Here is a 17842-nt window from a genome sequence, read left to right as displayed (position 1 = left end):
CCCGAGGCCGGCATGGAAGAGAACCCCGTCAACCTCGATCCCCGCATGGCCAAGCTCGCCGGCGGCGTCCACCGCCTCGACGGACAGCTCATGGTCGTGCTCGACGTCGATCGCGTCCTCGAGCTCGAAACCAAAGTGCAGATGGCCGCGTGAGCCAACGAAACATCGGAGCCGGAGAACCAAAATGAAAACCTGCTTGGTGGTCGATGATTCCAGCGTGGTGCGCAAGATCGCGCGCCGGATTCTGGAAGGCCTGGAATTCGAGGTGACCGAGGCCGAGGACGGCTCGAAGGCGCTCGAGATCTGCCAGCGGCAGTTGCCCGATGCGGTGCTGCTCGACTGGAACATGCCCGTGATGGATGGTTTCGAGTTCATGGGCCACATGCGCCGCCTGCCCGGCGGCGACCAGCCCAAGGTGGTGTTCTGCACCACCGAGAACAATGTGGCTCACATCGCCCAGGCGCTCAGCGGCGGCGCCAACGAGTACATCATGAAGCCCTTCGACAAGGACATTATCGCCGACAAGTTTGCTGAAGTCGGCCTGATCCCGGTCGGACAAGCCATGGTCTGAGCGAATCTGGCCCGCGCATTTGGCCAGAATGTTCCAGTACAGCTTCGAAGAGGCGATCAGTGACCCCGACCGAGTATGAGTACCTGCGTAAGTTCCTGAAGGACAATTCCGGTCTCGACCTGTCCGCAGACAAGCAATATCTGATCGAGAGCCGCCTGTTGCCGCTCGCCCGCAAGGCCGGGCTCTCCGGCATCGCCGAGCTCGTGCAGAAGCTGCAAGGCGGCGCGCGTCAGCTGATCACCGACGTGGTCGAAGCCATGACCACCAATGAGACCTTCTTCTTCCGCGACAAGGTCCCGTTCGATCATTTCCGCGACCACATCATGCCCGAGATCATCAAGGCGCGTGCCGGCAAACGCAGCGTGCGGATCTGGTGCGCCGCCGGCTCGACCGGGCAGGAGCCCTATTCGCTGGCGATGTGCCTGAAGGAGATGGGCGCGGCCCTCACCGGCTGGCGCATCGAGATCATCGCGACCGATCTGTCGCAGGAGGTGCTGGAGAAGGCCAAGGCCGGCGTCTACAGCCAGTTCGAGGTGCAGCGCGGCCTGCCGATCCAGATGCTGGTCAAATACTTCAAGCAGACCGGCGAGACCTGGCAGATCAATCCCGAATTGCGGGCGATGATCCAGCATCGCCAGCTCAACCTGCTGCACGACTTCTCCCAGCTCGGCACTTTCGACGTCATCTTCTGTCGCAACGTGCTGATCTATTTCGACCAGGATACCAAGATCAACATCTTCAACCGGCTGGCGCGCCAGATCGAGCCCGATGGCTTCCTGGTGCTGGGCGCGGCCGAAACCGTGGTCGGTCTCACCGATACGTTCCGCCCGATTGCGGAGCGGCGCGGCCTCTACAAGCCGAACGATCCGCGTGCCGCCGCCGCCAAGCCGGTTCTCGCCGGCGCGGCGCCGCGCCTCGCGGTGATGGCAGGACGATAGACATGGCCGAGGATGGCAAGGGTAGCGAACGCGTGACTTTCAGTCGCGGCTACGATGTCTGCATCATGGCCATCGACGGCACCTGGCGCCGCGACTGCAAGCTCAACGCGATCTCCGACACCGACGCCATTCTCACGGTGGAAGGCTCGATCCAGGGGTTGAACCTGAAAGAGTTCTTCCTGCTGTTGTCGTCCACGGGCCTTGCCTATCGTCGCTGCGAGCTGGTCCGCGTCAACGGCGCCGAAATGGACATCCAGTTCCTGCGCGGCAAGAACAGGAAGAAGCGCGGAGCGGCCGGCGGCCATGACGCCGCGGCGTGATCCGCCCGCGTCCGTTGCCGTCCCTTCCGATCTCTTGCTTCACATTTTCTGAAGATTTCAAAGCGAATTCGCGGCGGCAGCTTTACGGGGCCTAAGCGCGAACATTGTATCCGTTGCCGGTCTCAATCTCAGGATACGGAAATGCCCAGAAGCCCTCTTTCGCCCATGACGTCAAACCTGCCCGACGGCGCCGAACGGCGTGCGCTTCAGCTTCTGGTGGTCGATGACGACGCCACGCAGCGCAGCCTGATCACCGTCGCCGCCAAGCAGGCCGGCCACGAAGTCACCGTGGCGCCGTCCGTGGCGAATGCGATCGAGAAGCTGCGCACCGCCCGCTTCGATTGCGTGACGCTGGATCTCGTGCTGGAGGATGGCGACGGCATCGACGTGCTGCGCGAGATGGCGGCGGCGAAGTTCGGCGGCGCCGTGATCGTCATCAGCGGCATGGACGGCAAGCGCCGCAGCGCCGCTCGCAGCTTCGCCAGGTCCGTCGGGATCGAGCTTCAGAGCCTGCCGAAGCCGCTCGACCTCGCGGCCCTGCGCATCAGCCTCGCCAATCTGGGCAAGATCGCGATGGGCCTTCCCGCGATCCACACCTGGGGCGGTGTCGCCACCGACGCGATCGTGGAACGGCACCGCGCCTAAGCACGATACAATGAGAATGAAGCGCCATCGCGCTTCAGCTTGTTGTTTAAGCATGATCTTCTCGGAAGACCGCCGCGCGCTCTTCCGGATCCTGCTTTAGGCGTGCGGAACCGCCATGCGATGGGATGCGAGCGGCGCGCCGCGCCGATCGCGCTCTATGCCGGGTTGCCGGAATCAGACAGACATCGCAGGGCGTGGCCAAGGCCCGCCCGACACGCATTGAGGGCGGCGCTCGCCGTCGCATAACGCGGCGTGACGTCGTCGAGCACGAAAATGTCGGCGGAACCGGCCGGATCGCCGCGGGCCGGACCCGTTTCCAACGCGCTGGCTTCCATCATGGCTGCGTCGATCAGGCGCATGCTGCTCTCGATCCCTGTGATCAGAGCGCGAAGATCGGCGGCGATCAACTGACGGCTGTCGGTTTCGGGCCTCGCGACGATCGGGGGTGCGCCAGCGAAATTTTGCATGGATAGTCTCCCTACCCGCAATTAGGCACCCTGCCGCTACTTGTGCGGTAAGTCCATGTCCCGTACAAATACGGGTGGGCCGAATCCGCGCCGAACGCCATAACGGTTGGCGCGGACGCGAGTCCTTCATGCCAACCGGATGTGGCACATGGCCGAACAAAGCTCTCGCGGTGAAATCTTCGTGGTCGACGACGACCCTGCCGTTCGCGACACTCTGTCGATGGTGTTGAAGGCGGCGGGTTATGAGGTGATCTGTTTTGCGGACGGCGCGGCGCTGCTCTCCGTCGCGCGAAGCCGAACGCCGGCTGCAATCCTGCTCGACGTGCACATTCCCGGAAAGTCAGGGCTCGACATTCTGAACGAGCTGCAGGGCGAGGACTATCCGGCGCCGATCTTCATGATCTCCGGACAGGGCGACATCGCGATGGCGGTGGGCGCGATCAAGAGCGGCGCGCTCGACTTCATCGAGAAGCCGTTCCGCGGCAGCGAGATCGTCGGCCGGCTCGACGAGGCGATCGGCGCCTATGCACGCAGGCAGGCGGAGAACGCCTCGCCGAAATTCAGCTCGCTGCATTTCCCCGGACGCGAGCCGCTGACGCGCAGGGAGCGCGAGGTGCTCGAGCAGTTTGCTTCCGGTGCGTCCAACAAGGAAGCCGGTCGCACGCTCGGCATCAGCCCGCGCACGATCGAGGATCACCGCGCCAACATCATGAAGAAGCTCGGCGCGCGCAACGCCGCGGATCTGATCCGCATCGTGATGACCGCGGCCCAGCGCGCGTCGTAGCAAGCTCTTGTAGCCCGGGTGAGCGAAGCGACACCCGGGACCGCTGCTGCAAAGTCCCGGATATCGCTTCGCTCATCCGGGCTACGCAGCCTCAGGCGCTCAGCGCCTTGCGGATGATCCGCGCCAGATCCGACTTGCGATAAGGCTTGGCCAGCAGCATCACGCCGGAATCCAGCCGGCCGTGATGGATGATCGCATTCTCGGTATAGCCCGACGTGTACACCACCTTGAGGTCGGGCCGCGTCTTCATCAGCTCGTCGGCAAGCTGCCGTCCGTTCATCTTGCCGGGCATGATGACGTCGGTGAACAGAAGGTCGAACGGCTTTTCGGCGGCGACGATCGCGAGCGCCTCCGCGGCGTTCGCGGCCTGCAAGGTGACGTAGCCGAGCGAATGCAGCTGCGCCAGCACGTAGTCGCGCACCAGCCTGTCGTCCTCGACCACCAGGATCGTCTCGTGTCCGCCCTCGATGGTCGCCGGCGTCACGCCCTCGCCGGCCGCCGTCGGCGTCTTGCCGGGCGGCAGGTACATCTTGATCGTGGTGCCGTGGCCCTCTTCGCTGTAGATCTTGATGTGACCCGCGGACTGCTTGATGAAGCCGTAGACCATCGACAGCCCGAGTCCGGTGCCCTTGCCCGGTCCCTTCGAGGTGAAGAAGGGATCGAACACCCTGGTCAGCAGGTTCGCGGGGATTCCGGTGCCGGTGTCGCTCACGGCAATCAACACGTAGTGCCCCGGCGGCACATCGTTCGCACTGGCGTAGACCTCGTCGAGATAGGCGGCGCCCGTCTCCAGGATCAGCTTGCCGCCGCCGGGCATGGCGTCGCGGGCATTGAGCGCGAGGTTGAGGATCGCGGTGGTGAGCTGGTTGGGATCGACGATCGCGACGCAGTTCTCGTCCTCGAACACCGATTCGATCTGGATCTGCTCGCCCAGCGTCGGCCGCAACAGCTTCGCGGTGTCGACCACCAGCGAGTTGATGTCGATCTCGCGCGGCTGGAGCGGCTGCTTGCGCGCGAAGGCGAGCAGGTGCTGGGTCAGATCGGCGCCGCGCGCGGCCGCCTCGTCGATCATCTTCGTGATGGCCGCAAGCTGCGGCTCCTTCTCGACGGCCTCCGCGAGGATTTCGATCGTCCCGGTGATGACGGTGAGGATGTTGTTGAAATCGTGCGCCACGCCCCCGGTGAGCTGGCCGATCGCCTCCATCTTCTCGGCGTGACGGATGCGCTCCTCGGCGGCGATCTTGTCGGTGAGGTCGCGGTAGAAGACGTTGAACAGCAGGCCTTCGCGGCGCTTCAGCGCGGTGACGCTCAGCTCGGCCTTGAATTCCTTGCCGTCGCGGCGGCGGCATATGAGCTCGCGGCGGCGGTTCAGCGACCTGCCGTTCTCGTTCGCCAGGAACTGCTGCAGACCCGACCTCACTCGCTCGCGTTCGCTCTCGGCGACGATGAGGTCGATCGTGCTCTTGCCGAGCACCTCCTCGCGGCGCCAGCCGAACAGCTGCTCGGCCTGCGAGTTCCAGTTCAGGATGCTGCCGGTCTCGTCGGTCTGGATGAAGGCGTCGAGCGAGGTCTCGATGATGTTGCGGGCGAGCCGCTCGCTCTCGCGCAGCGATTCCTGCGCGAGCCGTGCCTCCGTCATGTCGCGCCCGACGAAGAAGTAGCGCTGCGCCTGCTCGGACCAGCTGCCGAGCCAGGACAGCCAGACTTCGTGTCCGTTGCGGTGGAGGCAGCGCGTGTCGGCAATCTTGACGCGCTCGCCGCGGCGCAGCGCGCGCATCTCGGCGCGGGAGCCCTCCAGATGACCGGGATGAATGAAGTCGGCGCCGCTCCGGCCGATCATCTCGTCCGGCCGGTAGCCGAGAATGGTCTCGCTGCTCGGGCTGATCTGCGCGATGTGGCCGTGCGAGTCCATGACCATGATCAGGTCTTGCGAAGTGTCGAAGATCTGCCGGCGCTCTTCGAGCTGCTGCTGGAGCTGCCGCTCGGCCCGCCGCGCCTCGGTCAGGCTGTGCGCGGTCCCGGAGACGCCGATGATCTCGCCCGACGGACCTTTGATCGGCGACAGGCTGAGCGAGATTTCGACCGGCGTGCCGTCCTTGCGCAGGCGCACCGTCTCGAAACGTTCGATCGGCTCGCCCCCCGCGATCCGCGCCAGATATTCCTTGCCCTGCTCGCGGCGGTCCGCCGGGACGATGATCGATGTCGGCTTGCCGATCGCCTCGTCCGCCGAATAGCCATACAGACGCTCGGCGGCCGGATTCCAGCCCGTGATGATGGCGTCGAGCGTCTGCATCACGATCGCATCGTCGGAGGATTCGATCGCGGCGCTGAACAGGCGCTCGCGCGCCGCGTGATGGCTGCGCGCGGCTTCGGTGCGGCGATGCTCCTCGATCTCGCGTTCGAGCGCAGCGGTTTTCACCCTTGTTTCCTCGACCATCTGCGCGAAGGCCCGCGCCAACACGCCCGTCTCACCGCTGGCATCGACCGGGATGTCCGCCGGACGGCCGCTGCCGATGGCCTGGACCGCCGCGGTCAAGCGGCCGATCGGACGCGTGAGCGAGCGCGCCACCAGAACCGCAAGCCCGGCTGCGGCGAGGACGGCCAGTATGCCGACCAGCAGGGACGTCTTCTGGATCGCTGCCGGTACGAGGCCGAACACAGGCGCGGGAATTGTTTCGATGACGGCGACCCATTCCTTGCCGGCAAGCAGCGCAGGGGCGAGGGCCGCACCGCTCGGCCGGCCCGACCCGTCGGTCATGAGCCGCGTGGAGACATCCTGCGTGCCCGTCAGAGCCGCGAAATAGGGGAAGTCCTTGCGCCAGTCGCTGGGACGATCACGCAACGTGCCGAATTCGCGCGAGCGATCGGGATGAACGAGATAGTCGCCGTGCGAATTCACGACGTAGATCTCTCCTCCCGAGTTCGTCGTCGCGCGGACGTGGTCGAGGGCCGGGCGCATGTCGATATTGGCGACGATGATGCCGAACGGCTTGCCGTCCTGTGCGAACAATGGCATCGCCACCCGGAGAGTCGGAACGTGAGGGGTCGTGGTGCCCCCTTGGCGGGTGGCAAGATCGACGGGCGACACATAGATCTCGCCAGGCGGCAGCCGGATCGTTTGCTGAAAGTACGGTCGATCGCTCTTGCTCTCCAGCTCGTTGTCCGGGGCGATCCGTACTCCGTCCGGTCCGGAGCGATCGACACGGACGAGCTCGCGCTGGTCGTTATCGACGCCGATGATCCGAAACTGCCCATAGATAGGTTTGGCCTCGATCTCGGCCGCGAGCCGCGCGGCGATACGTTCGCGCCAGGTTTGTTCCGAGACGCCGTCAGCAGGATCAATTCCGCCGCCGCCGTGAGCGCGGATCAGGCCCTGGATGGCCGCGGCGGCGCGATAACCCATCAGATCGCCGCGCACTCCGGAAACGTAGGATTCAAGATTGGTCGCCAGCAGGCGCGACTGGGCCTCGACCCGTTCCAGGACCCGCGGAATGACCGCTTGCGTGGTGTTGCGATAGCCCAGCCAGCCGACCGCGGCCACGGTGACCGCCACCAGCAGGATCATGGCGATGGCCAGCCGCGTGGTGAGCGTCATGGGGATGCTCGCAGGACTTCCCGGATGATCGCGGCCGATCTGGCCTGAAGCAGAGGAGCCCTCGTTATCGGCGGCCGGAGCTGACATCGGACCCCTCCGGCTCACCCGCCTTCAGGCAGCCATCGACTGCGGCGAGCAGTGCGCCGGGCCGGAATGGCTTCGGCAGGCTTGCCACCGCGCCGAGCTTGGTCGCCATCTTCAGGAAATCGGGTTCCGCATAGGCATCCGGCGCGGCCGAGCGGCCGGAAATGACGATGATGGGAATGGCCGGGGCCAACGCCCGGATGTGACGCATCGTCTCCAGCCCATCCATGCCGGGCATGAAGATGTCGAGGAACAGCAGATCGAACCGGCCGGCCTCGAACAGCGCAAGCCCCTTGCGGCCATCGCCGGCGAGGGTGACGTGATGACCGGCCCTCTCCAGGAGCAGCCGGATCGTGATTTGAACGGCCGGGTCGTCATCCACGATCAGGATGTTGGCCACGTCTGCATTCCTCCGCGCCGGACAGGCCATTCCCCATCGGCCGCAAATCAAGCCATCAAAGATGAAATTGTTGCGCGGATTCCGCCCGGCCTGCAAGCACTTCGCGAATGGCCGGTGAACGCTCGCCTAAGCCGAAACAAAACAGGGCATGCTTATGCACGGTTGCGTGCATAAGCGCCGGGATCGCCCGTCTAATCGGTTAGATATTCCGGATAATGGCTTCGAATCTTGTCGAGCTCGCTCAGCGTGCCCGACAGGTGCTTCCGCAGATGCTGTTGCGCGGCGCCGGGGTCGCCGGCCTCGATCGCACGGGTGATCAGTCGGTGGTGACGGAGGATGTTCTGGGCCTTGCCGGGCGAACGCAGGTGCAGCCGGCGCAGCCGGTCGATATGTCCGCTGCGGCTGCGCACCAGCGTCCACAACTCCTGCTCGCCGGCCGCGGCATAAAGCTGCGCGTGAAAATCATTGTCGGCGGCGATGAAGCTCTCGAAATCGCCGGCCTTGGCGAATTGCTGCTGCAGCGCGATGGCGTGGTCGAGGCGGAGAACCAGGGCCTGGTCGTGTTGCTCCGCGAGCAGCCGGACGATTTCGAGCTCGAGCGCCTGGCGCAGGAAATGGGCCTGCTCGGCGCGGCCGACATCGACCCGGCTGACCACGGTCGCGTGCTGCGGAAACACCTCGACGAGCCCTTCTTCCTCGAGGCGCATCAGGGCGTCGCGGCTCGGCTGGTTCATCTTCGAGAACCGCAATCTGCTCGACATACCTGCAGTCTTCGCAGGCCTCTTGACCGTGATAATCATCGGGCCTCTTTGTCGAGAACCTGATCTTCCGCGCCATCGAGCGGAACACGGTCCAGAAATGGGGCACTCAATCATGAGCAAGAAGAAAACATCCGATCAGCTCCGCAGCGCGCGCTGGTTCGCGCCCGACGATCTGCGCTCGTTCGGCCACCGCTCCCGCACCATGCAGATGGGCTACGCGCCGGAGGAGTGGAAGGACCGGCCGATCATCGCGATCCTCAACACCTGGTCGGACGCGCAGCCCTGCCACATGCACTTCAAGTCGCGCGTCGACGACGTCAAGCGCGGCATCCTGATGGCCGGCGGCCTGCCGCTGGAGCTGCCGGCGCTGTCGCTGTCGGAATCGCTGCTCAAGCCGACCACCATGCTCTATCGCAACCTGCTGGCGATGGACGCCGAGGAGCTGCTGCGCAGCCATCCCGTCGACGGCGTCGTGCTGATGGGCGGCTGCGACAAGACCACGCCGGCGCTGCTGCTCGGTGCCACCTCGATGAACATTCCGGCGATCTATCTGCCGGCTGGCCCGATGCTGCGGGGCAATTGGAAGGGCAAGACGCTCGGCTCCGGCTCCGACGGCTGGAAATATTGGGACGAGCGCCGCGCTGGCAAGATCTCCGACAAGGACTGGCTCGACATCGAGGCCGGCATCGCGCGCAGCTACGGCACCTGCATGACCATGGGTACGGCCTCGACCATGACCGCGATTGCGGAAGCGATCGGCATGACCTTGCCCGGCGCCTCCTCCATTCCGGCCGCCGACGCCAACCACATCCGCATGGCCTCAGAATGCGGCCGCCGCATCGTCGAGATGGTGTGGGAAGATCTGACGCCAAAGACGATCCAGACCCGCAAGGCCTTCGAGAACGCGATCGCGGTCGCGATGGCGATGGGCTGCTCGACCAATGCGATCATCCATCTGATCGCGCAGGCCCGCCGTGCCGGCCAGGACATCGGCCTCGACGATTTCGAGATCGCGAGCCGCAAGGTGCCCGTCATCGCCAACGTCCGGCCGAGCGGCGACACCTACCTGATGGAGGACTTCTTCTATGCCGGCGGCCTGCCGGCGCTGATGGGCCAGATCAAGCCGCATCTGCATCTCGACTGCATCACCGTCACCGGCAGGACGATGGCTGAGAACATCGACGGCGCCGAGGTGCACAACGCCGACGTGATCCGCTCCATCGACAATCCCATCTACAAGGAGGGCGCGCTTGCCGTGCTCAAGGGCAATCTCGCGCCCGACGGCTGCGTCATCAAGCCCTCCGCCTGCGCGCCGCGCTTTCTCAAACATACCGGGCCTGCGCTGGTGTTCGACGATTATCCGTCGATGAAGAAGGCGGTCGACGATCCCGACTTGGACGTCACCGAGGACCACATTCTCATCCTGCGCAATGCCGGGCCGCAAGGCGGGCCGGGCATGCCGGAATGGGGCATGTTGCCGATTCCGACCAGGCTCGTGAAGCAGGGCGTGCGCGACATGGTTCGCATCTCGGATGCGCGCATGAGCGGCACCAGCTATGGCGCCTGCATCCTGCACGTCGCGCCGGAATCCTATGTCGGCGGTCCGCTCGCGCTGGTGCGGAACGGCGACCGCATCACGCTCGACGTCGCCGCGCGCACCATCAATCTCGATGTTCCCGAAGCCGAGCTGGAAAAACGCCGCGCCGCCTGGAAGCAGCCCGAGCGCCGCTTCGAGCGCGGCTATGGCTGGATGTTCACCAGGCATATCAAGCAGGCCAATGACGGCTGTGACTTCGACTTCCTCGAGACCGATTTCGGCGCGCCGATCGGCGAGCCGTCGATTTATTAGCCACCTGTCATTCCGGGGCGCCGCGAAGCGGCGAGCCCGGAATCCATCAGGCCGCAATCGCTGTCGCTCGATGGATTCCGGGCTCGCGCCAAGTGGCGCGCCCCGGAATGACGCCATGAGAGAGAACGACATGACAAAACTTTCCGAAGCCACCCGCAACAAGCTCAAATCCGTCTCCACCGCCACGGTCGCCACCGCGCTGTTCAAGCGCGGCCTGCGCATCCAGATGATCCAGGACGTCCATCCCGTCGGCGCGAACCAGCCGACCATGGTCGGCGAGGCCTTCACGCTGCGCTACATGCCGGCGCGCGAGGATCTCAACACCATCGACGTGTTCAAGGACCGCTCGCACCCGCAGCGCAAGGCGGTCGAGGATTGCCCGCCCGGCGCCGTGCTGGTGATGGATAGCCGCAAGGATGCGCGCGCGGCCTCTGCCGGCGCGATCCTGGTGACGCGGCTGATGAAGCGCGGCGTCGCCGGCGTCGTCACCGACGGCGGTTTTCGCGATTCCGCCGAAATCGCCAGGCTCGGCATTCCCGCCTATCACCATCGCCCCTCGGCGCCGACCAATCTCACGCTGCACCAGGCGATCGAGATCAACGTTCCCATCGGCTGCGGCGACGCGCCGGTGTTTCCCGGCGACGTCATCCTGGGCGATGCCGACGGTGTCATCGTGATCCCGGCGCATCTCGCGGACGAGATCGCCAACGAGACCTTCGAGATGACCGCGTTCGAGGATTTCGTCACCGAGGAAGTCGGCAAGGGCCGCGGCATCTTCGGCCTCTATCCCGCCACCGACCCGCAGACGCTCACCGACTTTGCGGAGTGGCGGAAGAAGAACGCGAGGTAGTCTCTTCGCCTCTCCGCGCAAGCGGCAGGGCGATCGCATATGGGATCATTCGCGAGCTGAGCGCGCGCCTCGTCCTTCGAGACGACCGCTTCGCGGTCTCCTCAGGATGAGGCTGAGCGGCATCTTTGCTTGTTGCAACCGGTGTCACGCACTCGGTCCTCATCCTGAGGGCCCGCCAAAGGCGGGCGTCTCGAAGGATGGCCGCAGGGAAAAGCTCTCAAATGCGATGGCCTGCCGCAAGCCGGGACGGGCGAAGATCACGCCTCCGCCATCCCTGCCGCCCACAGCGCGAACGCGTAGACGATCGCGACTTCGTCGAGCCGGTCGAAGCGGCCTGAGGCGCCGCCGTGGCCGGCGCCCATGTTGGTGCGCAGGAGGACCGGGCCGCCGCCGGTCATGGAGGCGCGCAGGCGAGCGATCCATTTGGCGGGCTCCCAGTAAGTGACCCGGGGATCAGTAAGCCCGCCCATCGCCAGGATCGCCGGATAGTCCTTCGCCGCGACGTTGTCGTAGGGCGAGTAGGACAGGATCGTGCGAAAATCCTTCTCGCTCTCGATCGGGTTGCCCCATTCCGGCCATTCCGGCGGCGTCAGCGGCAGCGTGTCGTCGAGCATGGTATTGAGCACGTCGACGAACGGCACCTCGGCGACGATGCCGGCGAACAATTCGCCGGCGCGGTTGGCGACCGCGCCCATCAGCATGCCGCCGGCCGAGCCGCCATGGCCAATGATGCGCCTGGCGCTGGTGTATTTCGCGTCGATCAGCGCACGGGCGCTGGCCGCGAAATCGTCGAACGAGTTGGTCTTCTTCTCGCGCTTGCCGTCGAGATACCAGCCCCAGCCCTTGTCGGCGCCGCCGCGAATATGCGCGATGGCATAGACGAAGCCGCGGTCGACCAGCGACAGGCGGTTGGCATTGAACGAGGCCGGCATCGCCATGCCATAGGAGCCATAGCCGTAGAGCAGCAGCGGCGCCGAGCCGTCGAGCTTGAGCCCGCGGCGATAGAGGATCGACACCGGCACCTCGGCGCCGTCATGCGCCTTCGCCATGATACGCGTGGTGACGTAATCGGCCGCGTTGTGGCCGGACGGGATCTCCTGGCGCTTGCGCAGGGTGCGCGTGCGCGTCGCCATGTCGTAGTCGTAGACTTCGGACGGCGTCGTCATCGACGAATAGGAGAAGCGCAAATTCGTCGTCTCGAATTCGTAGGAGCCCATCGTATCCAGCGAATAGGCGGCCTCGTCGAAAGCGATGGCGTGCTCCTCGTTCGAGGCGAGATCGCGGATCACGATCGAGGGCAGCGCATTGGCGCGCTCCAGCCGCACCAGATGGCCGGCATAGAGATCGAGGTCGATGATGTAGATGCCGGGCCGGTAAGGGATCAGGTCGCGCCAGTTCTTGCGCTCGGGCGAAGAGAGCGGCGCGGTGACGATCTTGAAGTCGATGGCGTCATCGGCATTGGTGAGGATGAACAGCTGATCGCCGCGGTCGGCCAGCGAATATTGCACGCCTTCCTCGCGCGCGGCGACCAGGCGCGGCGGCGCCTCGGGATTGGCGAGATCGATCAGCCGCTGCTCGCTTGTCTCGTGATCGCCGCCCGCGATCACGCAGAAGCGGCCGCTGGTGCTCTCGTGCAGATGGGTGAACCAGCCGGCATCCTGCTCTTCATAGACCAGCGTGTCGTCGGCTTGCCCAGTGCCGAGCCTGTGGCGCCACACCTGCATCGGCCGGTGATTGTCGTCGAGCTTCACATAGAAGAAGCTCTTGCAGTCCTTGGCCCAGACCACGCCGCCATCGGTCTCCTCGACGAGGTCGTCGAAGTCCTTGCCGCTTGCCCAGTCGCGGACGCGGATCGAGAAATATTCGGAGCCCTTGGTGTCCGCGCTCCAGGCCTGCAGCTTGTGATCATAGGAGTGCCGGCTGCCGCCGAACTTGAAATATTTGTGGTCCTTGGCCAGCGCATCGCCGTCGAGCACGATCTCGCCGTCGCCGCCCTCGCGCGGCATGCGGCCGAACAGCTCGTGCTGCCCGCCCTCGCGAAACCGGCGGAAATAGGCGAAGGGACCATCGGGCGACGGCACGCTGGAATCGTCCTCCTTGATCCGTCCGCGCATCTCGCGCACCAGCGTCTTCTGCAACGGAGCGGTGTGGCCGAGCAGGCTCTCGGTATAGGCGTTCTCCTCGTCGAGATATTTGCGGATGTCGGGATCGAGCACGCCGGGATCGCGCAGCACCTCCTGCCATTTCGCGTCCTTCAGCCAGGCATAGTCGTCGGTCACGGTGATCCCGTGCTGCGTGAAGGAATGCGGCCGGCGCGGGGCGACGGGGGGCTGGGAAGGCATCTTGGCTTGGGTCACTCGGTCCTCGTTGTGTCTCATTCGCGCAGCGTCCTTTCTTCACCTCTCCCCGCCTGCGGGGAGAGGCCGGGATTTGCGAGAGCAAATTCCGGGTGAGGGGGACTCTCCGCGAATCCAACTCTCACCAGTCTTGCGGAGACTCCCCCTCACCCCGACCCTCTCCCCGCAAGCGGGGAGAGGGGGAAGAGCGCAACTCGCTGCCCTCCCTTATATCGCTCCGATTCCGCCAATTGCCAGCGCGTCCGCGCCAGGCCGCCGGGTTGTTGATCGGCCCCTTGTATGCTTTAGGGACGATATCCCCGCCGCCGGTCCAGCCAGATGCTGTTCAATTCCTACCCGTTCATCCTGCTGTTCCTGCCCCTGGTGCTGGCAGGCCATTTCTGGCTCGGGCAGCGCAGCAATCTCACGCCGGTGATCTGGCTGGCACTGGCCTCGCTCGCCTTCTACGCCATCGGCAACTGGCAGTTCGTGGCCCTGTTGCTGCTGTCGATCGGCTTCAACTACGGCGTCGGCCATCTTCTGATCGTGTCGGAGCTCGGCCCGTCACGACGGAAGGCGGTGCTCGCGCTTGGCGTCGCCGGCGATCTCCTCGGGCTCGGCATCTTCAAATATGCCGGTTTCGTCACCGAGAATGTCAACGCGCTGTTCGGCACCCATCTCGCGGTCCAAATCCTGCTGCCGGTCGGCATCTCCTTCTACACGTTCACGCAGATCGCGTTCCTAGTCGATGCCTATCGCGGCCAGGTCGCGGCCTACGCGCTGCCGCATTACGCGCTGTTCGTGACTTACTTCCCGCATCTGATCGCCGGGCCCATCCTCCACCACAAGGACATGATCCCGCAATTCGAGCAGGAAAAGTCCAAACATCCTGACGCGCATCTCATCCTGTGCGGCGTCATCATTTTCGCCATCGGCCTGTTCAAGAAGACCTGCCTCGCCGACGGCATCCAGCCGCTGGTCGCGCTCGCCTTCGAGGCGCGCTCGCCGAGCTTCGACCAGGCCTGGCTGGGTGCGCTGGCCTACACGTTCCAGCTCTATTTCGACTTCTCCGGCTATTCCGACATGGCGATCGGGATATCGCTGATGTTCGGCATCTTCCTGCCCGTGAACTTCAACTCGCCTTACAAGGCGACCAGCATCGTCGAGTTCTGGCGCCGCTGGCACATGACGCTGTCGCAATTTTTGCGCGACTATCTCTACATCCCGCTCGGCGGCAACCGCAGGGGTCGCGTGCTGCGCTACGCCAATCTGCTGATCACGATGCTGCTCGGCGGGCTCTGGCACGGCGCGGCCTGGACCTTCGTCATCTGGGGCGCGCTGCACGGCGCCTATCTCTGTGTCAATCACGCCTTCACTGCGCTGGTGCCGACGATTCCATCTGGTCTCGCGCGGCCGGCCCGCATCGCCGGAGCTGCGCTGACATTCCTGGCCGTCGTCGTCGCCTGGGTGTTTTTCCGCGCCGAGAGCGTCACATGGGCGCTGCGCGTGCTCCAGGCCATGGCCGATCCCTCGAATATCGTCTTCGGCCGCGAGGAGATCGCGGCGCTGGTGATGGTCGCCATCTACGCCGCGCTGGTGTGGCTGGCGCCGAACACGCAAGGCATCATGGGATACGACCACGCTGGCCGCAGGGTCGGCGAAGCCTTTCGGGCAGGGCGGATGCGGCCGCTGTTCCTCTATGTGGCGTCGCTGGTGCTCGCGTTCGGAATCCTGGGCATCCAGAGCCACAGCGAATTCATCTATTTCCGGTTCTGATGCGCGGGGCTTTCACACATCTGGCGCGTCTTCTGCTCGCGAGCATCGTGTGCGTGCTGGGCGCCGCAGCGCTCACCTATGCCGTCGATCCCCTGCAACTGTTCCGTCCTTCGCGCCTTGCCTTCTATTCAGACGACACGCGCATGCAGAATGCCGGGCTGATCCGCAGCCAGTCGTTCGACACTGCTTTCATGGGGACCTCGCTCGCAATCCATTTCCGCCAGAGCGACATCGACCGCGCGCTCGGCGTGCATTCGCTCAAGCTGGCGATGACCGGCTCCAACTCGCGCCAGCAGGCTTTCGTGCTGGAGCAGGCGATCGGGCGCGGCGCCAGGCGGGTGATCTGGGCGATGGACGATTTCATCTTCATCGATGCCGCCGATATCGAGGCCGATCCTTATCTCTCCGTCGATCTCTACCGCGGGACGGCGAAGGGCGTTGCGTCCTATCTGTTCAGCGCCGCGATGGCGAAGGAATCCATGTTCGCGCTGCTGCGCTCGGCTCCCCCATTGCGGCGGCCGCTGACCCGGGCCGCGCCGTTCCTGCCTGTGAAATTCGCGCTGCCTGACGTCGACGACATCTACGCGCTGCCGCGGGATTTCGACGTCGCGCGCGACTACAATGCGAAGAAGACGCTCGCTGCCTTCAGTTACATCACCAATCCCACGCGAAGCCGTTTCCTCGGCGAAGGCTACAATTATGAGGCCATGGTGCGGCATTTCGAGCGCGATGCCGTCGGCCTGATCGCGCGTCACCCCGACGTCACCTTCGACGTCTACTTCCCGCCCTATTCGATCCTGCAATTCGTCGCGATGCGCGAGGCCTCGCCTGCCACGCTGAAGATTGTTACCGATCTCACGGCCGTCATCGCGCGGCGCCTGACGCCGCTTCCCAATGTGCGCCTGCACGATTTCCGCGCGGTCAAGGAAGTGACGCACGATCTGAACAATTACAGCGACGTCATCCACCATTCGCCGGTGGTGGACGCCATGGTGCTGAGATGGCTGGCGAGCGGGGAATATCGCGTCGATCCGAAGCAGCCGACCGCGTCGCTGGAGGAGCTGAAGGCGCAGGTCGAGGCGTATCGCGTGCCACAGCCGTAACCTGGCCAGAGCTCAAGATCGATTTGCTGATCGTTGGTCTCGTGTCCCGGACGCGGTGCGGCGCGAAGTGCCGCTCTGCTGAGCCGGGACCCATCGCAGCCACGTGGGCCCCGGCTCAGCAGCGCATCACTCCGTGCTGCGCTGCGTCCGGGGCACGAGCGCCGCTTTATTACACCGCCACCTCGTCGCCGAGATACGACACGGCCGCCTCGAGTCCGCCCTTGCCGTGCGGGATCTTCAGCGCGTTCAGGCCGACCTCGATCACGCCGAGCGTGCCGAGCAGCATCGGCGCGTTGACGTGGCCCATATGGGCGATGCGGAAGGCCTGGCCGGAGAGGTCGCCGATGCCGGTTCCGAGCACCACGCCGCACTTGTCCTTGCAATAGCGTTGCAGCACCGCGGGGTCGTAGCCGTTGCTCATGGTCACCGTGGTCACGGTGTTGGAGCGCTCGCTCGCTTCGGCGACGTTGAAGCCGAGCACCTGGCCTTCCGCCCAGACGGCAACGGCGCGGCGCGCGGCTTCGCCGAGCAGGCTGTGGCGGCGGAAGGCGTTCTCAAGCCCTTCCTCGTGCAGCATGTCGATCGCACGGCGCAGCGCGAACAACAGGTGTACCGGCGCAGTGCCGGCATATTTGCGATAATTCTCGGTGCCCTCGCGCTCGCTCCAGCTCCAATAGGGCGTCGACATGTTGGCCTTCTTGTGCACCTCGAGCGCGCGCGCATTGGCGGCGACGAAGCCGAGGCCGGGCGGGGTCATCAGGCCCTTCTGCGAGCCGGACATCGCGACATCGATGCCCCATTTGTCCATCTCGAACGCCATGCAGCCGAGCGAGGCCACGGTGTCGACCATGTACAGCGCGGGATGGCCGGACGCCTTGATCGCCTTGCCGATCGCCTCGATGTCGTTCTGCACGCCGCTAGCCGTGTCGACCTGGACCACGACGACGGCCTTGATGCTGTGCTCCTTGTCGCGGCGCAGGCGCTCCTCGACCTCGTGCGGCCGCACCGCGCGGCGCCAGTCGCCCTTGAGCACCTCGACCTCGGCGCCCATCAGCGCCGCCGCGTTGCCCCAGCCGATCGCGAAGCGCCCGCTCTCCAGCACCAGCACCTTGTCGCCGCGCGACAGCACATTGCTGAGCGCGGCTTCCCAGGCGCCGTGACCGTTGGCGATGTAGATGTAGGACTTGCCCTTGGTCGCAAACAGCTTCGAGATGTCGCCGAGCAGGCTCTCGGTCAGGTCGAGCATCTCCTTGGAGTAGATGTCGATCGCCGGACGGTGCATCGCCCGCAGCACCTCGTCGGGCATCGTGGTGGGCCCGGGGATGGCCAGAAACTCCCGGCCCGCGCGAACGGTCATTGCTGT

The 17842-nt window shown here is 65.1% G+C and carries 15 protein-coding genes and 2 pseudogenes; 11 read left to right on the top strand and 6 right to left on the bottom strand.

Features of this window, described 5'->3' with window-relative positions; all coding sequences use genetic code 11:
* From AC066S_RS35160 to AC066S_RS35140, 5 genes and pseudogenes are all read left to right on the top strand, one after another.
* A pseudogene (locus tag AC066S_RS35160) lies at window positions 1-153 on the top strand (chemotaxis protein CheW); the annotation flags it as partial.
* A 31-nt stretch (window positions 154-184) separates the two neighbouring features.
* Window positions 185-571: a response regulator gene (locus AC066S_RS35155; protein ID WP_018321619.1), complete on the top strand. Its 387-nt coding sequence runs from the start codon at window positions 185-187 to the stop codon at window positions 569-571.
* Between the two features lie 59 nt (window positions 572-630).
* Window positions 631-1509: a CheR family methyltransferase gene (locus AC066S_RS35150; protein ID WP_126260583.1), complete on the top strand. Its 879-nt coding sequence runs from the start codon at window positions 631-633 to the stop codon at window positions 1507-1509.
* A gap of 2 nt (window positions 1510-1511) precedes the next feature.
* The gene (locus tag AC066S_RS35145; RefSeq protein ID WP_126260584.1) at window positions 1512-1829 is read left to right on the top strand and encodes a PilZ domain-containing protein; all 318 of its coding nucleotides are present in this window, start codon (window positions 1512-1514) and stop codon (window positions 1827-1829) included.
* A gap of 141 nt (window positions 1830-1970) precedes the next feature.
* Window positions 1971-2474 (top strand): response regulator, encoded by a 504-nt coding sequence (locus AC066S_RS35140; protein WP_126260585.1) that lies wholly within the window; start codon window positions 1971-1973, stop codon window positions 2472-2474.
* Window positions 2475-2629: 155 nt separating this feature from the next.
* Here the strand turns inward: AC066S_RS35140 and AC066S_RS35135 are convergent, their stop codons facing one another.
* The gene (locus tag AC066S_RS35135) at window positions 2630-2941 is read right to left on the bottom strand and encodes a hypothetical protein (protein ID WP_478271801.1); all 312 of its coding nucleotides are present in this window, start codon (window positions 2939-2941) and stop codon (window positions 2630-2632) included.
* 148 nt (window positions 2942-3089) lie between these two features.
* Here AC066S_RS35135 and AC066S_RS35130 point away from each other — a divergent pair, with 148 nt between their 5' ends.
* Window positions 3090-3725, top strand: coding sequence for a response regulator transcription factor (locus AC066S_RS35130; protein WP_135171660.1), 636 nt, complete (start codon window positions 3090-3092; stop codon window positions 3723-3725).
* A gap of 91 nt (window positions 3726-3816) precedes the next feature.
* Here AC066S_RS35130 and AC066S_RS35125 read toward each other — a convergent pair whose 3' ends face one another.
* The 3 genes from AC066S_RS35125 to AC066S_RS35115 form a co-directional block, all read right to left on the bottom strand.
* A complete protein-coding gene (locus tag AC066S_RS35125) occupies window positions 3817-7407 on the bottom strand; it encodes a PAS domain S-box protein (RefSeq protein ID WP_478271800.1) in 3591 nt (1196 codons plus the stop codon).
* A complete protein-coding gene (locus AC066S_RS35120; RefSeq protein WP_126260589.1) occupies window positions 7385-7804 on the bottom strand; it encodes a response regulator in 420 nt (139 codons plus the stop codon). Before AC066S_RS35120 ends, AC066S_RS35125 begins: the two co-directional genes overlap by 23 nt.
* A 191-nt stretch (window positions 7805-7995) precedes the next feature.
* Window positions 7996-8565 (bottom strand): GntR family transcriptional regulator, encoded by a 570-nt coding sequence (locus tag AC066S_RS35115; RefSeq protein WP_478271799.1) that lies wholly within the window; start codon window positions 8563-8565, stop codon window positions 7996-7998.
* Here AC066S_RS35115 and AC066S_RS35110 point away from each other — a divergent pair.
* The 3 genes and pseudogenes from AC066S_RS35110 to AC066S_RS35100 all read left to right on the top strand — a co-directional run.
* Window positions 8525-8681 (top strand): annotated as a pseudogene (locus AC066S_RS35110) (ABC transporter permease); the annotation flags it as partial. The gene AC066S_RS35115 and the pseudogene AC066S_RS35110 overlap by 41 nt on opposite strands.
* Window positions 8678-10414: an L-arabinonate dehydratase gene (gene araD / locus AC066S_RS35105; protein WP_478271798.1), complete on the top strand. Its 1737-nt coding sequence runs from the start codon at window positions 8678-8680 to the stop codon at window positions 10412-10414. The pseudogene AC066S_RS35110 and the gene araD, both read left to right, overlap by 4 nt.
* A gap of 130 nt (window positions 10415-10544) precedes the next feature.
* Entirely contained in the window at window positions 10545-11264 is a 720-nt protein-coding gene (locus AC066S_RS35100; protein WP_478271797.1) for a ribonuclease activity regulator RraA, read from the top strand.
* Between the two features lie 257 nt (window positions 11265-11521).
* Here AC066S_RS35100 and AC066S_RS35095 read toward each other — a convergent pair whose 3' ends face one another.
* Window positions 11522-13621 carry a S9 family peptidase gene (locus tag AC066S_RS35095; protein ID WP_478271796.1) on the bottom strand — a complete coding sequence of 700 codons (2100 nt, stop codon included), beginning with the start codon at window positions 13619-13621 and terminating at the stop codon, window positions 11522-11524.
* A gap of 318 nt (window positions 13622-13939) precedes the next feature.
* Between AC066S_RS35095 and AC066S_RS35090 the strand changes: the two genes are divergently transcribed.
* Window positions 13940-15376, top strand: coding sequence for an MBOAT family O-acyltransferase (locus tag AC066S_RS35090; RefSeq protein WP_478271795.1), 1437 nt, complete (start codon window positions 13940-13942; stop codon window positions 15374-15376).
* Window positions 15376-16479, top strand: coding sequence for a hypothetical protein (locus AC066S_RS35085; RefSeq protein WP_478271794.1), 1104 nt, complete (start codon window positions 15376-15378; stop codon window positions 16477-16479). Before AC066S_RS35090 ends, AC066S_RS35085 begins: the two co-directional genes overlap by 1 nt.
* A gap of 169 nt (window positions 16480-16648) precedes the next feature.
* Here AC066S_RS35085 and AC066S_RS35080 read toward each other — a convergent pair whose 3' ends face one another.
* Complete coding sequence (locus tag AC066S_RS35080) at window positions 16649-17836, bottom strand: pyridoxal-phosphate-dependent aminotransferase family protein (RefSeq protein ID WP_478271793.1); 1188 nt, start codon at window positions 17834-17836, stop codon at window positions 16649-16651.
* Window positions 17837-17842 lie beyond the last annotated feature (6 nt).

This window comes from Bradyrhizobium sp. CFUWI (genome assembly GCF_056429085.1).
This window is presented reverse-complemented; position numbering and strand designations above follow the sequence as displayed.